Consider the following 17,782-nt stretch of genomic DNA (forward strand, 5'->3'; position numbering starts at 1 on the left):
TGAAAACAGGAGGAACAGATTTATGATTAAGGCACTGATTTTTGACTTCGATGGAACGATTATTGACACAGAGACGGCGTGGTTTATTGCGTTTCGGGACGCGTACAAAGAACACGGTGTTGATCTAACACTTGACATGTACTCCGGGTGCATTGGTACCAGTCTCAAAACCTTTAATCCATACGAGTACCTGATCACAGATTTGAATCTTCCAATTGATCGGGATGAGTTCAGGGAATCGGTTCAATTGCAGCACGCTGCGCTAATGAACAAAGAAAAAATTCGACCAGGTATCCAGGAATACTTGGAGCAAGCGCGTGCAGCCGGCATCAAACTTGCTGTAGCTTCCAGCTCCAAACGTGACTGGGTAGATCAGCACCTGGAGCAATTGAAACTAAAAGACTATTTCGAAGTGATCCGTACAGCAGATGATGTCGCCAATGTAAAGCCCGATCCGGAACTATACAATCAAGCACTTGAAGCCCTTGGAGTAACTGCAGACGAGGCCGTAGCCATTGAGGATTCACCTAACGGCGCACGTGCAGCTGCTGCAGCTGGTATGCATTGCGTGGTCATCTCGAATACCATCACTGGGACGTTGGAATTTGATATGCCTCACCAGCGGCTATCTTGCCTGACCGACCTCCAATTTAACGATTTGATCTCGAAGCCACTCGTCACTACCGTCTAAGGTCTGAACGAATTTCGTCATCCAATCTTAAAGGGGGAGTTCACACATGAAAGCTGTACATTTTGGTGCGGGCAATATAGGTCGCGGGTTTATCGGTCATATGTTGTCCGCTTCTGATTATGACGTCTGCTTTGTCGCACGTAACCCAAAGAAAATATCGATGCTTCAACAGAGGCAGGAATACCCGATTACCCTCGCCAATAACGAACAGGATACAACCATCGTTAACAATGTAACCGCGATTAACATAAACGAGCAGCACCGTGTCGCAGAAGAGATTGCATCCGCTGATCTCATCACTACGGCGGTAGGTGTCTCTGCTCTTGGGGATATCGCCGAACCGATTGCAAAAGGCATCTATCTGCGTATGAAAGCCAATAATTATAATCCTCTGCACATTATCGCATGTGAAAATGCGATTGGCGGCAGCACCCGGCTGAAAAAGCGTATTTATCCTTTTCTGGATGAGTCCACCCGGGACAAAGCCGAACGTTATGTTTCATTCCCCAATGCAGCTGTAGACCGGATTGTTCCGGCTCAAAACCACGAAGACCCGCTGCAGGTCACCGTTGAACCTTTTTATGAATGGGTCGTTCATCGTCCCGCACTACTGGATGGTTTTAAAGAAATCGAAGGCGTGCACTACGTTGATTCACTGGAACCATATATTGAGCGCAAAATGTTTACGGTCAACACAGGTCACTGTGTCGCTGCGTACTTCGGTTATCTCGCTGGCTTCAAGACGATTCGTCAGGTCATGAGCAACACGGCTCTTCGCACCAAAGTACGTCACGTCATGGAAGAGACAGGTGCCATGCTGATCCGTAAACACGGTTTTAATGCCGAAAAACATCAGAAATACATCGATACCATTTTAGGTCGGTTCGCTAACCCAAATCTCACCGATCAGGTGACCCGGGTTGCACGTTCCCCGCTTCGCAAGCTTTCGCTTCATGATCGGCTTGTTCGCCCAGCGATGCAGGCCAGTGAATTCGGAATGGCTATTCCTCATTTAACCTCTGCAATGGCAGCTGCAATGCTGTTCGATGACCAGCGCGATGAGGAAGCAATGAAGCTGCAACGATTGATTCGTGAAGATGGCCCTTCTGCTTTCATCCGTGAACACATGGGCATCCCCGAAGGCCACCCCGTTCATCAGCAAGTGATTAACCGCTATCACGAACTTCAAGGGCACAAGGTACCGAGCGTACTCAGCTGAGCTTACTGTTCAAGATATGAATCGACGATCTTAACAGACTATCAATATCATGACCACGGCGAAGACGCCGGAAGGAACCTGTGCATACTCTGGTCCTTCCGGCTCTTTCCTGTTCCTTTTCCCCAATATTTCGGAAGCTTTATCTCTACGCTGCCCTTACTATTATCAAAACAAAAACAGCGGATTCCCTCTTGTCAGGGAACACGCTGCTTACAGAAACCACTCTATTCATTCATGATGGAGTTCACCGATGCATACACCATAGGCAGAAAACCTTCGGAAGGTTCACCAATCGGCGCATTAATGTGGAAAATGAATCCATTGCCATCCAGTTCTTTGACGATAAAATATTGCGTTTTCTTATCGTTCTGGGACATCATGAACAACCTTGCATCTTTCATCGGTCCATTGTTGAGTTGTTCAGCCATTAATTCTTTGACCTCTCCGGTTTTGGACAACTCTTTCTTGGCGTCCATCTTCACATAATCCAAATTAAAGTCCGAAGGAAGCTTTTCGATCTCTACCTTATACCCCGGATCAATCTTCATCGTTAACTCATGGTCTTCTGCATCAAACTCCATTGGCCCAAAGATATACAGGGAGTATCCCTTCGCCTGTGCCAGAGTTACTGGCCGCTTCTCGGTGATTCCTTCCACAGTTACTTCCAGCTCTGACGTTTTTGGACGGTCAGATGTAATGGTGTCTCCCGCCCCTGCTCCCGTGTTATCGTCATCCGCTGATGCGATTTTGGTGATCTGGGTGAGTACCAGCTGTTTAGTCGATGCATCAACTGCTTTTTCTACATATTTGAAACGAACTGAATCCTCATCGTCGATGTCGTCCAGTGACTTCTGCATATCCTCGCCCACCTGGAATGACATCGCTTGGTCATTCACACGAATCTCCACGGTGTGCGGGTCAGCCCAGCCTGTCAGGATGCCCTCTGCTTCAAGGACATTGCTCTCCTCTGTATTCTGTTCCGGCGCTGGTGACGTTTCCTCCGTATTGTTCACAGATGGTTGAAGTACAGGTGCACTGCTCCCGCAAGCCACAAGCGAGAATCCCATGAGCAGAACCAGTACGGTGGTGCTGACCTTTGCCCTATTTCCATTTCGCATATGAACACCTCCGTTAGCTTATACGCAATGCTGCTTGTCCATGTTGCTACATCAATTGAACCAACGATGCTTCACACGAATATACTCCGAGTGGCAGAGGAATTTTTAAAAACGCTGTGATCCACAGGTTTTTGTCCCCTATTCTGTAGGAGACATCCGGTTATAGGCGATTGCTTCCGATGTAGCTTTCTTGCCGCAAAGCATTGAAGCAACCGCTTCGCTTCCCAGATCTCCTCTGCTCTCTCCGCTTATGTGTAAAGGCTATTCGTTCTATTATATAGCTTCCTTATAATATTACTTACACGGGAGTCAGACAGCTCAATCACGTAAAAACGGTATTCGTCAGTCCGCTCCAAGCTTAGCCCTGCTGATCCAGCTTGACCAATTGCGCGTGTGCAGCGTTGAACGCTTGCGTCTGCAGGTTAAATTGTTTCCGTACATTCGCGAGCTTTGCATATTCTTCATTGCGTGTGCGGATAGCGCGCTTTATTTTGACCAGATTCGGCTTGGCGCTTTCTCTCATAAGTCCATACAGTTCAGCCTCGGCATCCAGACTGTGCCCATAAGAGACAACAAACAGTTCAAATGTTTTGGCTCTTGCCTCATACTGATCCAGCACTTTCCCTGCGTGAACAAGGGTTTCTTCCTTCTCAATCGTAAGTTCCTTTAATGAGTGGCGCAGCGCTTCTGTTTTCTCTCCCGTGTTTTGCATCACCTTGCCCGTCTGTTCAAGCAACGCCCGTCGTTCCTGAATATGAGCATCGGCTTGGTCCAGTAGTGCTTCAATATCACTATTTTTTTTCTTCCCTTTACTTAAAATCGACTTGTATAAATCCATATCCTCTTCTTCATAACGTGTTAAAGCCTTCAAACTTTTGTCAATCTCCTGACCGCCCTGCACCAAATGATTAATCTGGTTAGCCGCAGGCTCCTGCGGTTCTCCACACCCGCTGAGTAAAAGCACCAGCCCTATGCTGCATGCTGTAAGAATAATTTTTTTACGAATAATCCCCATGTGTTCTCCCTTTCTTGCCATAACCATCAAAGGTTCAATCATTATGTTGTTCTAATATACACGCTAGCGGCATCTTGTAACATGCAACAGTTACTATTGCGCCATTTATCACTCACAGACGAGTATCTCCGCTAAAATTGGCGACCCAGTGTGCGCTCGGATCATACACTTCGAATTCATAGCCCCGTTCTTCCAGCAGCTTCATAATGCGCGGCAGCGCCTGCACAGTCTGTTCCCGTTCATGCATCAAAATAACTTCCTTATCCCTGTGCACACTGTCGCTCACTCGGGCTACGATTTTATCCGGCTGACCAGGGAGGTTCCAGTCCAGGGAATCTGTCGTCCAGTCCCACATTTTGAAACCTGCTGCTGCAATGTCTCCCCTGAATGATTCGCCAATCTGCGGACTGCTTCCGTAGGGAGCACGGATGAGATGCGGTGTGTATCCGATCAGTTTCTCAACCATTTTCTGTTCCTTTTTGAACTCATTCACAAAGTTCGCCGAGCTACCGCTCTTATAGAGCTTATTATAGTTATGTGTCATGCTGTGCAGCCCTGGATAACTACCTTCCTTTACCAAACGTTTCACTGCATCCGGATGCTCATTTAACTGCCGTCCAATCATGAAAAACGTTGCCTTCGCTTCATGTTGCTTTAAAATATCCAGCAATTGATCTGTATATTGACTTGGCCCATCGTCAAATGTTATGTACACCACTTTTCGAACCTGACCCATAAATCGTGCCGGCTCCTCTTTCGCCTCCGGTGTGGCCTGAATCATCCCCAGTTTGGCAGGTTGCTCAATGACAGCAATCGGAGGTGGTGATAATACCGTTTTCATCCAATGAGTCATACCGATAAACACATATGTCAAGCCCGCAACAAACACAAGCAAGAGCATGATCGCCACGCTCAATCTGCCGTAGCGGATTTTCCTTTTTTTATGAGTTTGTTTTCGACTGACACTGCGAATCGCATTTCCATAGTCTCGCGTTGTTTCTTGTTGTACTCTCACGTCCTGGCCACTTCCTAACTTTCATTTTTTCCCGATGAATGGAATATTATATCGATTCATGTCTCTATATAGAAGATTAATAGAAAACTGGACACTGTGAATGACAGAATAGTTACAAGCTCGGTTACAATCTACTTATCTCTTTTCCATGTTTCTCTAACCACGGATGTGCAACTGAATTTATTCGTTGTTAAAAGTAAAACGTACTTCATGGCCGAGATGCTGCTTCCAATTTTTTCAGCGTCTATATGTTATTTATCGATAACAAGATGTCTGCTAAGGAGTGCAGCACCTTTACCTGCTATTGATCTTCCCTGCGCTGATCTTCTCCTGTATAATGAGGTGATTTGGGTTATCTATTTACAAGAAGGAGCTACACCTATGACAAGCATGAACCGTGCCGGCAGATCCATCTATTTGTTGTTTGTTGTCGGCATTATTGCCATTTCTTTCTCTTCTATTTTTGTACGCTGGTCAGACGCAGATGTTGCGGTCATTGCCATGTATCGTCTGTTTTTAACCAATCTGCTCATGTTGCCTTTCGTTTGGCCGCACAGGCATGAGATGTTACGGATGAATTCTCGGCAGTGGGTCTTGTTACTTGCTTCCGGTGTAATGCTTGCGCTACACTTTCTGCTCTGGATGGGATCACTGCGATTAACCAGTGTCGCCAGTTCCACCGTCATCCTTGCTCTGGAGCCAATTTTAATTCTGGCCGGCTCGGTATGGCTGTTCAAAGCTAAAATCAACCGCATGATGCTCATTGGTATGGGAATTGCGCTGTTCGGATCGATCATTATTGGTGCAGGGGACTTTCAGGTGGCAGGCACTGCGCTGCAGGGAGATATTTTATCATTACTTGGTACGATGGCAGTGGCTGTGCATATGTTGCTGGGTCAATTTTTACGAACAGGTCTCAGTGCATTCTCGTATAATTTCTGGGTGTTTCTTGTCGCGGCCTGTACGTTCGCGGTGTACAATCTGTTCATGGGACATCCGTTCGGCGGTTATGCGGCTTCGGAGTGGGGAATCTTCCTATTGCTGGCCATCGTGCCTACCATCTTTGGACATTACCTCTTCAACTGGTTGCTGCAATATATGAATGCGACCACGGTATCTATGGGAGTTCTCGGTGAGCCTGTATTCTCATCCTTGCTGGCCTGGGTGCTGCTGGGTGAAGCATTGAGTACACTCCAGATGTTGGCTGGTATCGTGATTCTATTCGGGGTGTGGATCTTCATTCGGTATGGCAAAACCAAACCCCAGCCCATTCCGGCGGATGCGCCCATTACTGCTCCGGTTCCAGTTGAACCAAAGACGGTGTAAAAAACCCATTACATATGAAGGCGGTGTGTTGTTATGAAAAATATAGTATCCATGCGCTGGCTACTCGCCAGAATGTACGAATCCGATGTTGCCATCGTAGATTGTCGCTTCCTGCTCGGTCAACCCGATGCCGGACGTGAAGCCTATGAAGCCGGACATATTCCGGGAGCTGTTTATCTTGATCTGGAAAAGGACCTTTCTGCTCCGGTCACTGAGCACGGCGGGCGTCACCCGCTTCCTGATCCGGCTGCGCTCGCAAGCCGCCTTGCCAAAGCGGGAATCGGCTCCAATAGTCGCATTATTGCCTATGATGATCAAGGTGGCATGAACGCCTCGCGTTTGTGGTGGCTGCTGCGTTATATGGGTCATGAACAAGTATATGTTATGGACGAGGGCTTCTCGGCTTGGCAGAACGCCAAGTTCCCGGTGACAACGGACGTACCGGTACAGATTCCGTCTTCATTTGACGTGAAGCTGCAGCCACAGATGCTGGCCAGTGTTGAGGATGTGCAGCACGCTTCTGCAAGCGGCAGCGCCGTGCTCATCGACTCCCGAGATACCCGCCGTTATGCGGGACTGGAGGAACCGATCGATGCGAAGGCCGGACATATTCCGGGGGCCGTGAATTATTTTTGGAAAGACGTGCTTGGTACGGATGGTCGCTGGTCTGGTGTTGATGCATTGGAGGAGCGGTTCGTGAAGCTGGGGAAAGATGATTCTATTATCGTGTACTGCGGCTCAGGTGTCTCCGCCTGCCCGAACGTGATTGCGCTCGAAGAAGCGGGATACGCGAATGTGAAGCTGTATTCCGGGAGCTGGAGCGACTGGATTAGTTATGAGGAGAATGCAGTGGCGACAGGGACTGAATAACGTTTAAGAAGCCCGCGCTCTGCGCGGGCTTCTTCGGCATTTTATACCGAAAACCATAGCTGTAGTGAGCTACCAAGATTTTAGCTAAAAACTAAAGATCAACAGAGGGTCAACAAGAAAGAACAGAAAACATTTTCACGTCAAAAGAATCTCACATTTTAGATATATAGGCTATGGAATGTTTATCATCATATAGTTTTAGGTTTCTTTATTTGATATAATTCTCATACTTAGGAAATAGACTAATCTTAGTAGGGGGTATCCCAATGATTTATATTTTTATTGGATTCTTGATTATTATTATGCCAGTAGTCCCCCTGCTTTCATTTGTAAAGAAGAGTAACGAGATCGTTGAAATGGAGGAAATGCAATCTTTTCAGTTAGTTATATCTTGGTCTACCCCCATAAAGAAAAACCACACTATGATCTATAATTATTTGGTTAAAAACCTTAACGTACCTAAGGAAAGAGCTTTATTAATAAGTGATGAGATTAAAGCATTTCAGATGCGAGCCTTCTTATACATTCTAGCAGGATTAATACAATTTAGTTCTATTGTACTCTACATTGTATTTCTTCTCTCAAGCTTAGACTTTAGTAATATACTCTTAAAAGATCCCAATGTATTAGGGATTCAGTTTACTATGCCAGTTATCTCTCTCATCTCTTTCTGGATTTTTTATGGTGAAAAACTATTTGAATATTTAGGTTTTGATCGAGTGAAGGAGAATATTAGTAATGCAATTCAAATATCATTCAGATCTATGGATAGGCTCATAAATAAACTGACTACACCGCTTTTATACTTGTTATACTTCCTGTTTATGCTTTTGTACCTTGGATACACGATACCAATTGTTCATAAATTAGTAGACGGTTCATTTAAGTTAATTACAGTTTGTGTCTTATTATTTTTATTTTACTATATGGTCCCTTGGCTATTTGGCTATTTACGCAATATAGTTCTGAAAAAAATAGGCTACTGCAGAACAGGTAAAGATAATTTTCTCCCTTCTCTAAGAAATACAACATATTTGTTTCTATTAATATTTTTTGTTTATGCCACATTTTTTGGTGCTAATAATGGATTACTAATACAAGCCATTACAATCCTATTTCTTTTTGACACCTATCTGCAAAACAGGAAGAAAATAAATGAACAGATCTGAACCCTTTGAGTTTTTTTATACTTGAAAGCATAATATCATACAATGATTGATCTGGGTTAATTAAGCCATTGCTCATTGCCCAAATTTTCGTTATTCACTCAAAAAAATCCAACTCTATAGTTAGAATTTCAGGAAAACCCTCATGCCTTATAAGCTACAAATCAACAGGATTAAATCGAAATCAACATTCGATCAACCGTGGTCGTCTAGAACTCATAGGAAAATCAGGTAATGACTATGTGATTCTAACTACGCACCATCATGAAAGAAGGTCGGTTATGGATAGAAGAAGGAAGCGACGAAAAAGCAACCTAAATTTCAAGAGATTAAACAGAAGTAAATCAGGAGAAACAGTCAGATTTACTTTAGCTAATTCGCCAGTTAAGTATAGAGGATTTTGCAATAAATACTCTTATCAATCCAATATACATAATCTAACATTTAAGGACGCAACAATCGAAAATGTAAACTTCAGAGCATCATGCATTACAAAATGTAATTTCAGGAACGCCTCTCTAACGGGAATAGACTTCATATCTGTCAACCTAAAAAAGACTAGCTTTAAAGGCGCTAAAATAAGCGATTCAGTGTTTTTCGGATGTGATTTGCGTGAAACAGATTTCACTGATACTGAGTTAATTAATGTCTATTTCATCAATACGAATCTACTTGAATGCAAAAATCTTAATTTAAGCAGTGGAACTAAGGTACTTTACACCTATCCTCGTGTTGAATTATCAAACGATCTGTTAACGGTGCTGTTTGAAATATCCCAACAAATTCACATATATAAGTACCACACTCTACACGTCAGTAAAAAAAAGATCAACATGTGGGCACTCCATATGTTGTTAAATGATTATTCTGATCAGCAACTATGCAGAGGACTACGTGCACTTCTATCAAGGAAAAACAAACGACATTTTTATACTTTATACAGTATAAGAAGACACTTGAATTCATATTTAAAATTGTGATATATTCTTGTTGTCCTGCCTCGGATAAAGGAAACTTTTGAATGCCAACGAACTCATGGGGACATTGTAATTTGGCAAGTATTCAGGGGGGGGATGTCTATGATAAATAACTGGCTTACCTGTATCGCTTTTGGCGGTTTCTTGTTGGGAGTTGTTTTAAATAACGTCCTACCTCGATTACTCGAGGTCATTATGTTCAATAAATTTTATGATTTACAGTTTAGAAGACTCCACATTTTTGTGGGGTCTATTTCATATAGAACTAAATGTTGTTATGTGTTATGATGCATTTGTGTTAAGGAGTGTAAATAATCTTCTTATGGAGGAATTATAATGACTTTAACACACAGAGAGCAACAAGTATGGAACAGAGTTGTACTTCAAGGTCGCACTATGGCTCAAGTCGCTAGACAACTAAACCTAAGTGAAACTAGAATCAGACAGCTTAGAAACTCTGCAATGGCTAAAAAATATAAACCATAACTCCATGCTGTTGTTCTAAAAGACCACGTGTAACCACGTGGTTCTTCTCTACTTTCACAGCATCACAGGTAACATCAGAGAATACATATGTAACATAGCAAAAGGCCCCCACATCTCTGTAGGGGCCTCTCTCATATCAGTTAACTTGGACTAGCAGTCTGCGCCCATCTTCTGTTTCCATAGGCACCATATCATTTCCCGATACCTTTGTGGCGTAGGCTTCTGCCCACATGTCTCTTTCACCTTGACCCTTTTTGTAAGACGAAACTGATGTACCATCTCGTTTATAATAGTTAGCGCCGTATTTATCGATGTTTGTATCGAAGATTGGTCTACCGATTTGGATCGGCAACCCTTGGTCAGACAATGTACCAAGTCGCACCAAGTTATCTACTTTTGATGTAAACGAGTATTCTGTAAATACACGATATCGGTCTGGGTAGATGTTTTTTGCCATTGGATCAGCGTCTGAATGGAACATTGGAGCATACACGCTCTTTTTACCATCGGCTGGATACGGGTCTACAAAGATCATCTTCGACATTGTGACCGTAGCTACATCACTTCTGAGTTTCAAGGACTTACCAAATGCTTCATTCACGTTCTTGTACTGATTACTCATCGGATGTAGGAGTTTCATTTTTCCAAATGTATTGAAGTTAGTACCTGTTTTGGCTACTTCACGCAGTTCGTTCAGTCCGTAAAAGTCAGTGGCTTTCTTGCCTTCTGCTTCCATGTAACGAAGCAAGATCGTGGCTACCTCAGCCCGTGTAGTCGGAGCGTCTACGTTGAACTTTCCTGCCGCATCCCCCGTCATAATCCCCGTGCCCATTGCAATCGTAACGAATGGGTAGTCAGACTTTTTCAGTGTACCTTTGAAAAACTCTTGTACTGGGATCAAGGCTTTATCCCCTTTTGCATCTCCTTGAGCCTTGTTGTACTCAGAATCTGCTGCCGCCAGTCCATTAGCCATCCATTTCGCAAGTTCGATCCGCGTCATTGCTTTGTTACCTACAAATCCGTTTGGATAATCTACACGGTTCACAAACCCCAGCGCAGTAACTTTATTTACTGCTTCTGCTGCCCAGTTTGTAGGTGATACATCGCTAAATGCTTGGCTCACTTTGTTCGGCTTGTATTTTGTAGCCCTGCTAAGCATTGCCGCAAATTCAGCCCGTGTGACATTAGCACCTGGCTTATATGTGCCATCAGTGTATCCTTCCACTAGCCCAAGCTCGGCCGCTTTTTTAATAGATGTTTCAGCCCAATGGCCTTTGATATCCGTAAAGTTGGTGCTTTTTGGGGCCACTTCTGCTGAAACCGGCACTGCTGGATAGGATACACTCGATAGTGTAGTCGCTGTAAACAGCGCCAAAAAGAGTTTTCCAGCACCATAATTTCGCTTACTCACCTCTTCACCCCCGTTTGATCGTCTATACATAGATCATTATGAGTTACATTTCCTCACCAAGCAGTAACCAGCACAACATCTAATGTGTAGGATTGATCACAAACATTCGTTCTAACAGGCCTTTCGCATCACAATGATTTCTTTTCATATGTTAACAAGTCGTTTAGCCGCTCCGCTGCTCCGTAATCTACACCGTACGTATGCGAGTAACGATCCAAAGTAATCCCCACCGACGAATGCCCCATTCGCTCCGATACAACCTTCGGATGCACGTTTTGCTTCAATAACAATGAAGCATGGGTGTGACGCAAATCGTGGAACCGGATTTTGGGAAGCCCTGACCTCCTAAGCAAATCAAGCCAACGTGCTTCAAAATAATAAGGACTGATTGGCAAACCATGTTTGGTCTGAGAAATGAGCCCGTGATCATTGTATTTAGAACCAGATGCCAGCTTGTCCTCTGCCTGCAATACTTTTTGCTTTTTCAAGGCGGTCATAGTTACATCAGGTATAGCCATGGTTCGAATGCCGGAAGCAGTCTTTGGTTCCTGAAATATATGCCCCTTTTCTCCCCTGGTGTAGGATTGCTTTACGGTTAGTGTTCTAGCTTTCAAATCAACATCTTCCCATCTCAGTGCGATAGCTTCTCCACGACGTAATCCGCAAGTGGCAGCAAGCAAAATAATCATATGATATCGATACGGCTCGGTGTATTGCAAGAATTGAGTAAGCTGTTCACTTGTCCATACAGTCGTTTTAGTTTTTGGAATCTTCGGCGGCTTTACTAGTGTGGCCACATTGCGATTCAGGATTTCATGCCGGACTGCTGTAGCTAAACCGTCATGTAGCACCTTGTGGACATGATTAATCGACTGGGGCGACAGCCCAGCTTCAATCCGTAGCTTCTCGTACATAGCGACCAAATGATGTGGAGCAAGCTTGGCCAGCGGAATCTGACCAAGCTTCGGAATGATATGATAGTTAATCAGCCATTTGTATGTTTTAATTGTGCCTGGACGTAGCTGGGGCCGCTTTAGATCAAGATACTTGATAAAATAATCTTGAACAGTCTCCTTCGTTTCAGTAATATAGCTACCTCTCCCTATTTCAGCTAAAGCCTGAGCCAGCGCTGCTTCTGCCTCTTTCCGTGTAGCAAATCCTGCTTTCATTTTTTGCCGACGTTTACCGGTTTCCGGGTGTTTCCCCATCTCAATGGTGTAAGCATATGTACCATTTTTCCTTTTACTGATACAACCTCGCATGATCATGCCTCCTTACATAGTTATCCCCAAAAGTAAAACATGGAGAACAAATCATCGCCAAGGAATTTCCTGTATCTTGCGAAGGACTGAACAATGCTTCTCGCCTGCTTCGTTAAACCTGGTTCAACTCGGTTTAACACGGTTTAACTTTTCCAGAAAAACCATCCTCTTTAACGTAATCAACAATATTTTGATCTGCAAAGTTAAACTGTTCATCATACGAAAAGATGCGAATAGAATAATTGTTCCGACATATTTTGACATGATAAAATAGATTTAGAAAGGGGGAAACATCTTGAACCAGCATACACACGATCCAGCAGTCACTGTAATTGAGACCAGTCAACTTTTGACAACCAGTCAACTCAGTAAAATTTTGCAGACCACTCGAAGAAATATTGAAAAGCTTCGCAAAGAACACGGGCTTCCCTTCTATTCGCTCTCACCAAGAGGTCACCCGCGTTTTGATTTGATAGAAGTTAAGGAATGGATGAAGAACAACAATTAAAATAGGTAATTATACCTATTTACTTAAAAATCACAACGAAGTAGTATCTGTACTATAAAATATATCGCACGCCAATAAAGGCGAGTTCTAATGTAAGGAGTGTTTCATAGTCTTATCACATCCGATGAACTTATCGGGTCTGGTTAACTATGTGCACTTCTCGTAGAGCTCGCCTTTTTGCGTCCTGAAAAGAGGTGATTATTTAAAAACTAAGGCATAAAATGTGACTCGGTCTACCCACCCAGCCACTGCTACCAACTGCACACTACATCTGACTACTCTCTTTTCATTAAAACACGCGAGGTAAAATCGCGTCAAGATGCAGTGTGCCTCTATCAAGTTCAACCTAAAACCACTAAAATGGAGGCACAAAAACATGTCAATACTACAAAATTCTAATGAATTTAAGGCAGCCCAACTAGCAATGGGATCGAGCATATCCAACCTCAACACTTACGAAACTCTTCAAAATGAGCAAACACATCATGAGACTATCCCAAATTATTCAAGTCACCAGATTGACATCAACAAGCTGCACATACCAATTTTCGATTCTGTTCTTAGCAACTCAAAAGATCCTCAAGAGAAAGATGCTGGCATCAATTCGCCCCCTGAATTCCCAATTTCTCCCGGAGATCCACGTCCGGTTTTAGCGGATCTCTTTCATGCACCTGTTGGGAACAACATCATGTTGCCAGCACAATACCGATTTCAATCAAAGTTTGGGGCAGGAGTTCTAGTAGAAAGCATCTCAGACAAAGTTAACAGTGTCCACACTTTCAAAACATACTTGCCTGCCCCCATTGTCATAACTAAAATTTTTGAAGGTGATTACGCTTCAAATGAAGAACAGCTTGAATTGGCTTTCTACGATGTAGCTACATTAAAATGGAGATACTTTATTATAACTCGTGAAGCACTTGCCAAAGAGAGCACGATTACACAGGTCAATAGATACGGTTACTCGGTCTCCTATGAAAAGAATAATTCTACAGCAAAAAGGTTAATGACTTTCCTTCAACAATTTGAAGAACAAAACTACATGCATATCCCAAGACAAGTTCTAACGACAACGATTGGGTTTACAGAAAACTTTAAGGAATTTGCTTTGTATAGTAACAACATAAAAATCAATCCGCTTGGTCAGGAACAGCGCCAGCAATTAAAGAATGGATATGTCATGCAAGGAGACTCAAACAGTCTTGGAAGTTATGTAGAAGGTATCAAAGAAACGTTACAAGATTACAGTGTGCCTGTTTTTTGTTATGCATTGTCTTTCGCATCACCTCTACTTAAAATTTTAGACGCCCAACCTTTCTCAGTCGAAATTTGCAGGAACTCCGGGTACGGGAAATCAGTATTACAAAAACTTGCGCTTGGGGTGTGGGGGAATCCAAAAAAGCTAATGCGCCCTTGGAAAACCACTTATGCAGGGATTGAATCCCATTTGGAATTCGCAGATGGTACCATTGTTTGCTTAGAGGATGCACACTCCAATGAAGATGAAACTATAATAGCCGATGTGTTTTATATGGTGTTCAATGGAAGTGGAAAAATGCGTGGCGCAAAAAAAGGCGGGAACCGGCTAACCTCTTCGTTCACAGGTATTCTTTTTTCTAGTACAGAAACTGAGAGCTCCTATCGCATTCATTTTGACGGAATTCGTCGAAGACTCATCGAGTTGATTGCAAAGCCTTATCCTAATAAGGACGAAGCTAAAAAAGCTGCTCGCTCTGCAGAGAAACTCCATGAGAATGCATATGGAATTGCAGGAAAACAATGGACAGACTTTCTTATAGCAAATCTTGAACTACAAAACGAATGGAAAGCTGCATATAGAGATACTATTGAACGTATGGATTGTGCTGCAGAGGGACGAGGTTTTTCACGGACCGACTTAGATTCAATTACGGACCAAAACTCTCTCCTCGCCGTGGTTTACGTAACCATTCAGCTTATGAACAGTTGCTTTGGGTTTTCTTTTGACGAAGACAAAGTAATGAAGGACATTACTGAAATTGTCTACCAACAACTCGATGGAAACAGCAAACCACTAGTAGCACTAAGAAATTTAGTGCACTGGGCGGTCGTCAACGAAGGTGCACATTTCTCTGCAATAAGTAAAAGCGGTAAACAGCACGGCGTCATTGAATCCGGCCAATATATCGCAATTGCAGCCGAATCCGTTTCTCACCACATTACTAAAGAAGGATTTAATCTTTCGGTTATTGACGAATGGAAGAGTCTAGGCATTCTAGAGCTTGAAAGTGACGGCAAGACTAATCCCAAAGTCAAAATAAGCTCACATAAACGTCAACGTATGATGAAATTCAAGTGGTCAGAATTAGAAAAGTACATCGGTGAAGGTTTCTACGAACACGATATGAGCGATTATTAAGTGGCAACCCAACAGCACAGAAGCTATTACAGGCTTCTGTGCTGTGCTGTATTATTTTTGAAAAGTCCAATATCAAGTCCCCCGTCTCCATAAAAAATACTCCACCCAAATGATTCCCACATGTGTTCATAACCAAAAAACCAGTAGAAAGATTCCTCTCACCTCGCTCTTACAAGCGCCAGAAAAATAAAACCTACTACAATCTCTATCGTTTGTATATTTCATACACACTTTTCCCAAAGAGTCCAGATACAAAGCACTCTAAAAACATGCTCCAAATAACATAAAAATCTCCAAACCCTATCTCCAACATCTCTTACCCGACAAGCCCACTACGCCCATACCTGCCCAATACCCTCTGGGCAATCATCTCCCCTTGCTAACAAGGGCATCAGCTAAATTCAGCCCAGAAGACCAGAATTTTAAACAAATATCAATTCCTAAATCTATAGTTTGTATGTATGTATATGCGAAGTTTAGGGCTGTGGGCTGATGTGGAACAGAGTCCCTTCTGGCAAGAGATGAAGCCTGCCCATAGTGTCTGGACAGCCAGGGGCAGAAATTAAACATGTCTTTTCTAAAAAAATGTCAGACGTGACCTATCTCTATGTTACGATTGGACGCTATTGTATCTGATCTTTCTCTTGGGAGAGCATAGCTATCCAAAGTCTATCGCTCACAATACGTCCAGTCTCTCATACTCCACGGCGGGGGAACAAACTGATAGCAAGTATCCTGTTTGACTTCTTTTGCTCTTTTAAGAAAGTCGCATTATTGAACAAACAAAACAAGATATCGTACAACATTTTACCTTTTCACGTCAAGGGAATTATGCCGCCAAAAAATATGTGCTAGGATACGTATACTCACAAAGAAAGAGGTGTTTACAGATGACGTATAATGAACTACTAAACAAATTGGACGCTCATGGCAAGCAACTGGCTGATCGAATTTTAGCTAGTAATTTAGAGCATTACAACAATACTCTAAAACACCCGCGTAAAAACCCTACTTGGTCTCAACGCGAAGGGCACATTTGTGTCCGGCTCATTCAAGCAGGGTTGTCGAAACAAGAGATTGAAGATATATTCACCTCCTTTCCTGTTGGAACAAACATGATGTGCCAAGCTGACCCCAAGAGATACTTCGAAGCACTCTACCAAAAGTCGAAAAACTTAGTGCAACTTGAGAAAGTCAAAATAGTTATCGGGTCATCGTTAAGAAATAGATAATGGGAAATCTCAAAGGGGGCATCATAATACGAGTCTACTTCCCCTTCCTGAAAAGGTTTCTTCATTTCTGACGAGACGTATATTCAAGTTCTTTAATCTGAAACCAATGGAATGTGCTTGCGCACGAACTTTACGTTCACATTTTGGACATAATCAAACTGCAAGAATAAGAACATGCATTCTTAGGGTCGCTGACGTGTGAAGGCTCTATGTGACATACTGCATGTGTACCAAACAAAGGAGGAGATACTATTGAAAACTACTCACAAAACAACAACTTCACAACCGTGGATGGATGAAGACTATGCCGAAATGCTGGCCCGAGAACAAGAAGGACCTGATACAGAAGAAGTAGAAGCTATTTTGGAAGAACAAGAAAAAGCAACTGAACTCCTTTATGTGGAGGAAATATTGAGCCTCCAAGAATATGACCCAGTTGAAGTAGATTTTGAAGCCATTGAAGATCGAGATGAAGACTGTGATTATTTCGGCTATAAACCGGACTGATCAAAATAATCACCATTTTTCTGGGGACTTCATGGCTCCAGAGCAATGGATCGGTTCTTTGGCTTTACTCTTCAAAAAATATCCCTATTACGCTATCCAGCACATCATGGATTACATTGACTACATTTTAATGACCATGATTCGATTTATAAAGACAGTTACGTGCACATTTTTGTATCTGCATGTGGCCTCAACAGATAACAAGCTAAGGAGAGATTTGAATGAATATATCTGATCAAATAAAAGAAATCATTGATTTAGTTCAGCAGGCTCCGTTGCCAGATAGCGGTCATGCCGTTTCACCCTCTGGAGTAGAAGTATTCTACGGTTCCGATGTACCTACCATATTTCGAATTGCTAACGAAGCTACAACAGTGACAGTAGAGTGCGACATAGCTAGTGGTACTGCCACTGTAAAAATTAGAGACGTCGATGTTGACCGGACTGTTAAAACAGGGGACCTTGATGATCTGAAGAGTATGCTTGAAGAATTGATTTTAGCAAGTGGGCATGGCGTTGACCCTGGTTTAGTTTGTTTCAACCAGAACTAGTCACACTCGTGTTGGCCGAGAATGGACAAC

The 17,782-nt window shown here is 43.1% G+C and carries 17 protein-coding genes; 12 read left to right on the top strand and 5 right to left on the bottom strand.

The window, feature by feature from the left end; genetic code table 11:
- Positions 1-22: 22 nt before the first annotated feature.
- Complete coding sequence (locus AC1VYS_RS20635) at positions 23-691, top strand: HAD family hydrolase (RefSeq protein WP_482911244.1); 669 nt, start codon at positions 23-25, stop codon at positions 689-691.
- A gap of 46 nt (positions 692-737) precedes the next feature.
- A complete protein-coding gene (locus AC1VYS_RS20640; protein WP_482911245.1) occupies positions 738-1,910 on the top strand; it encodes a mannitol-1-phosphate 5-dehydrogenase in 1,173 nt (390 codons plus the stop codon).
- 224 nt (positions 1,911-2,134) lie between these two features.
- Here the strand turns inward: AC1VYS_RS20640 and AC1VYS_RS20645 are convergent, their stop codons facing one another.
- From AC1VYS_RS20645 to AC1VYS_RS20655, 3 genes are all read right to left on the bottom strand, one after another.
- Positions 2,135-3,028: a hypothetical protein gene (locus tag AC1VYS_RS20645; protein WP_482911246.1), complete on the bottom strand. Its 894-nt coding sequence runs from the start codon at positions 3,026-3,028 to the stop codon at positions 2,135-2,137.
- Between the two features lie 358 nt (positions 3,029-3,386).
- Positions 3,387-4,085 carry a YkyA family protein gene (locus AC1VYS_RS20650; RefSeq protein WP_482911247.1) on the bottom strand — a complete coding sequence of 233 codons (699 nt, stop codon included), beginning with the start codon at positions 4,083-4,085 and terminating at the stop codon, positions 3,387-3,389.
- A 70-nt stretch (positions 4,086-4,155) separates the two neighbouring features.
- Complete coding sequence (locus AC1VYS_RS20655; RefSeq protein WP_482911248.1) at positions 4,156-5,058, bottom strand: polysaccharide deacetylase family protein; 903 nt, start codon at positions 5,056-5,058, stop codon at positions 4,156-4,158.
- Positions 5,059-5,439: 381 nt separating this feature from the next.
- On the opposite strand from AC1VYS_RS20655, the gene AC1VYS_RS20660 reads away from it, so the two are divergent.
- The 5 genes from AC1VYS_RS20660 (at position 5,440) to AC1VYS_RS20680 (ending at position 9,883) form a co-directional block, all read left to right on the top strand.
- Positions 5,440-6,384, top strand: a complete 945-nt coding sequence (locus AC1VYS_RS20660; RefSeq protein WP_482911249.1) for a DMT family transporter — start codon at positions 5,440-5,442, stop codon at positions 6,382-6,384.
- A gap of 33 nt (positions 6,385-6,417) precedes the next feature.
- The gene (locus tag AC1VYS_RS20665) at positions 6,418-7,254 is read left to right on the top strand and encodes a sulfurtransferase (protein ID WP_482911250.1); all 837 of its coding nucleotides are present in this window, start codon (positions 6,418-6,420) and stop codon (positions 7,252-7,254) included.
- 266 nt (positions 7,255-7,520) lie between these two features.
- Entirely contained in the window at positions 7,521-8,423 is a 903-nt protein-coding gene (locus AC1VYS_RS20670; RefSeq protein ID WP_482911251.1) for a hypothetical protein, read from the top strand.
- Positions 8,424-8,701: 278 nt separating this feature from the next.
- Positions 8,702-9,400 (top strand): pentapeptide repeat-containing protein, encoded by a 699-nt coding sequence (locus AC1VYS_RS20675; protein ID WP_482911252.1) that lies wholly within the window; start codon positions 8,702-8,704, stop codon positions 9,398-9,400.
- A 333-nt stretch (positions 9,401-9,733) separates the two neighbouring features.
- Complete coding sequence (locus AC1VYS_RS20680) at positions 9,734-9,883, top strand: sigma factor-like helix-turn-helix DNA-binding protein (protein WP_482911253.1); 150 nt, start codon at positions 9,734-9,736, stop codon at positions 9,881-9,883.
- Between the two features lie 136 nt (positions 9,884-10,019).
- Here AC1VYS_RS20680 and AC1VYS_RS20685 read toward each other — a convergent pair whose 3' ends face one another.
- Both AC1VYS_RS20685 and AC1VYS_RS20690 read right to left on the bottom strand, forming a co-directional pair.
- A complete protein-coding gene (locus AC1VYS_RS20685; protein ID WP_482911254.1) occupies positions 10,020-11,294 on the bottom strand; it encodes an S-layer homology domain-containing protein in 1,275 nt (424 codons plus the stop codon).
- A gap of 128 nt (positions 11,295-11,422) precedes the next feature.
- Positions 11,423-12,556, bottom strand: coding sequence for a tyrosine-type recombinase/integrase (locus AC1VYS_RS20690; RefSeq protein ID WP_482911255.1), 1,134 nt, complete (start codon positions 12,554-12,556; stop codon positions 11,423-11,425).
- Between the two features lie 295 nt (positions 12,557-12,851).
- On the opposite strand from AC1VYS_RS20690, the gene AC1VYS_RS20695 reads away from it, so the two are divergent.
- The 5 genes from AC1VYS_RS20695 to AC1VYS_RS20715 all read left to right on the top strand — a co-directional run bounded on the left by AC1VYS_RS20695 (position 12,852) and on the right by AC1VYS_RS20715 (position 17,752).
- Positions 12,852-13,064, top strand: coding sequence for a helix-turn-helix domain-containing protein (locus AC1VYS_RS20695; protein ID WP_482911256.1), 213 nt, complete (start codon positions 12,852-12,854; stop codon positions 13,062-13,064).
- 376 nt (positions 13,065-13,440) lie between these two features.
- The gene (locus AC1VYS_RS20700) at positions 13,441-15,462 is read left to right on the top strand and encodes a DUF927 domain-containing protein (protein WP_482911257.1); all 2,022 of its coding nucleotides are present in this window, start codon (positions 13,441-13,443) and stop codon (positions 15,460-15,462) included.
- An 890-nt stretch (positions 15,463-16,352) separates the two neighbouring features.
- Complete coding sequence (locus AC1VYS_RS20705) at positions 16,353-16,694, top strand: hypothetical protein (RefSeq protein ID WP_482911258.1); 342 nt, start codon at positions 16,353-16,355, stop codon at positions 16,692-16,694.
- Positions 16,695-16,946: 252 nt separating this feature from the next.
- Complete coding sequence (locus AC1VYS_RS20710) at positions 16,947-17,201, top strand: hypothetical protein (RefSeq protein ID WP_482911259.1); 255 nt, start codon at positions 16,947-16,949, stop codon at positions 17,199-17,201.
- 221 nt (positions 17,202-17,422) lie between these two features.
- On the top strand, positions 17,423-17,752 hold the full coding sequence (locus AC1VYS_RS20715; RefSeq protein WP_215076406.1) for a hypothetical protein: 330 nt from the start codon (positions 17,423-17,425) through the stop codon (positions 17,750-17,752).
- The last annotated feature ends 30 nt before the right edge of the window (positions 17,753-17,782 follow it).

It is taken from the genome of Paenibacillus sp. G34 (assembly GCF_056856875.1).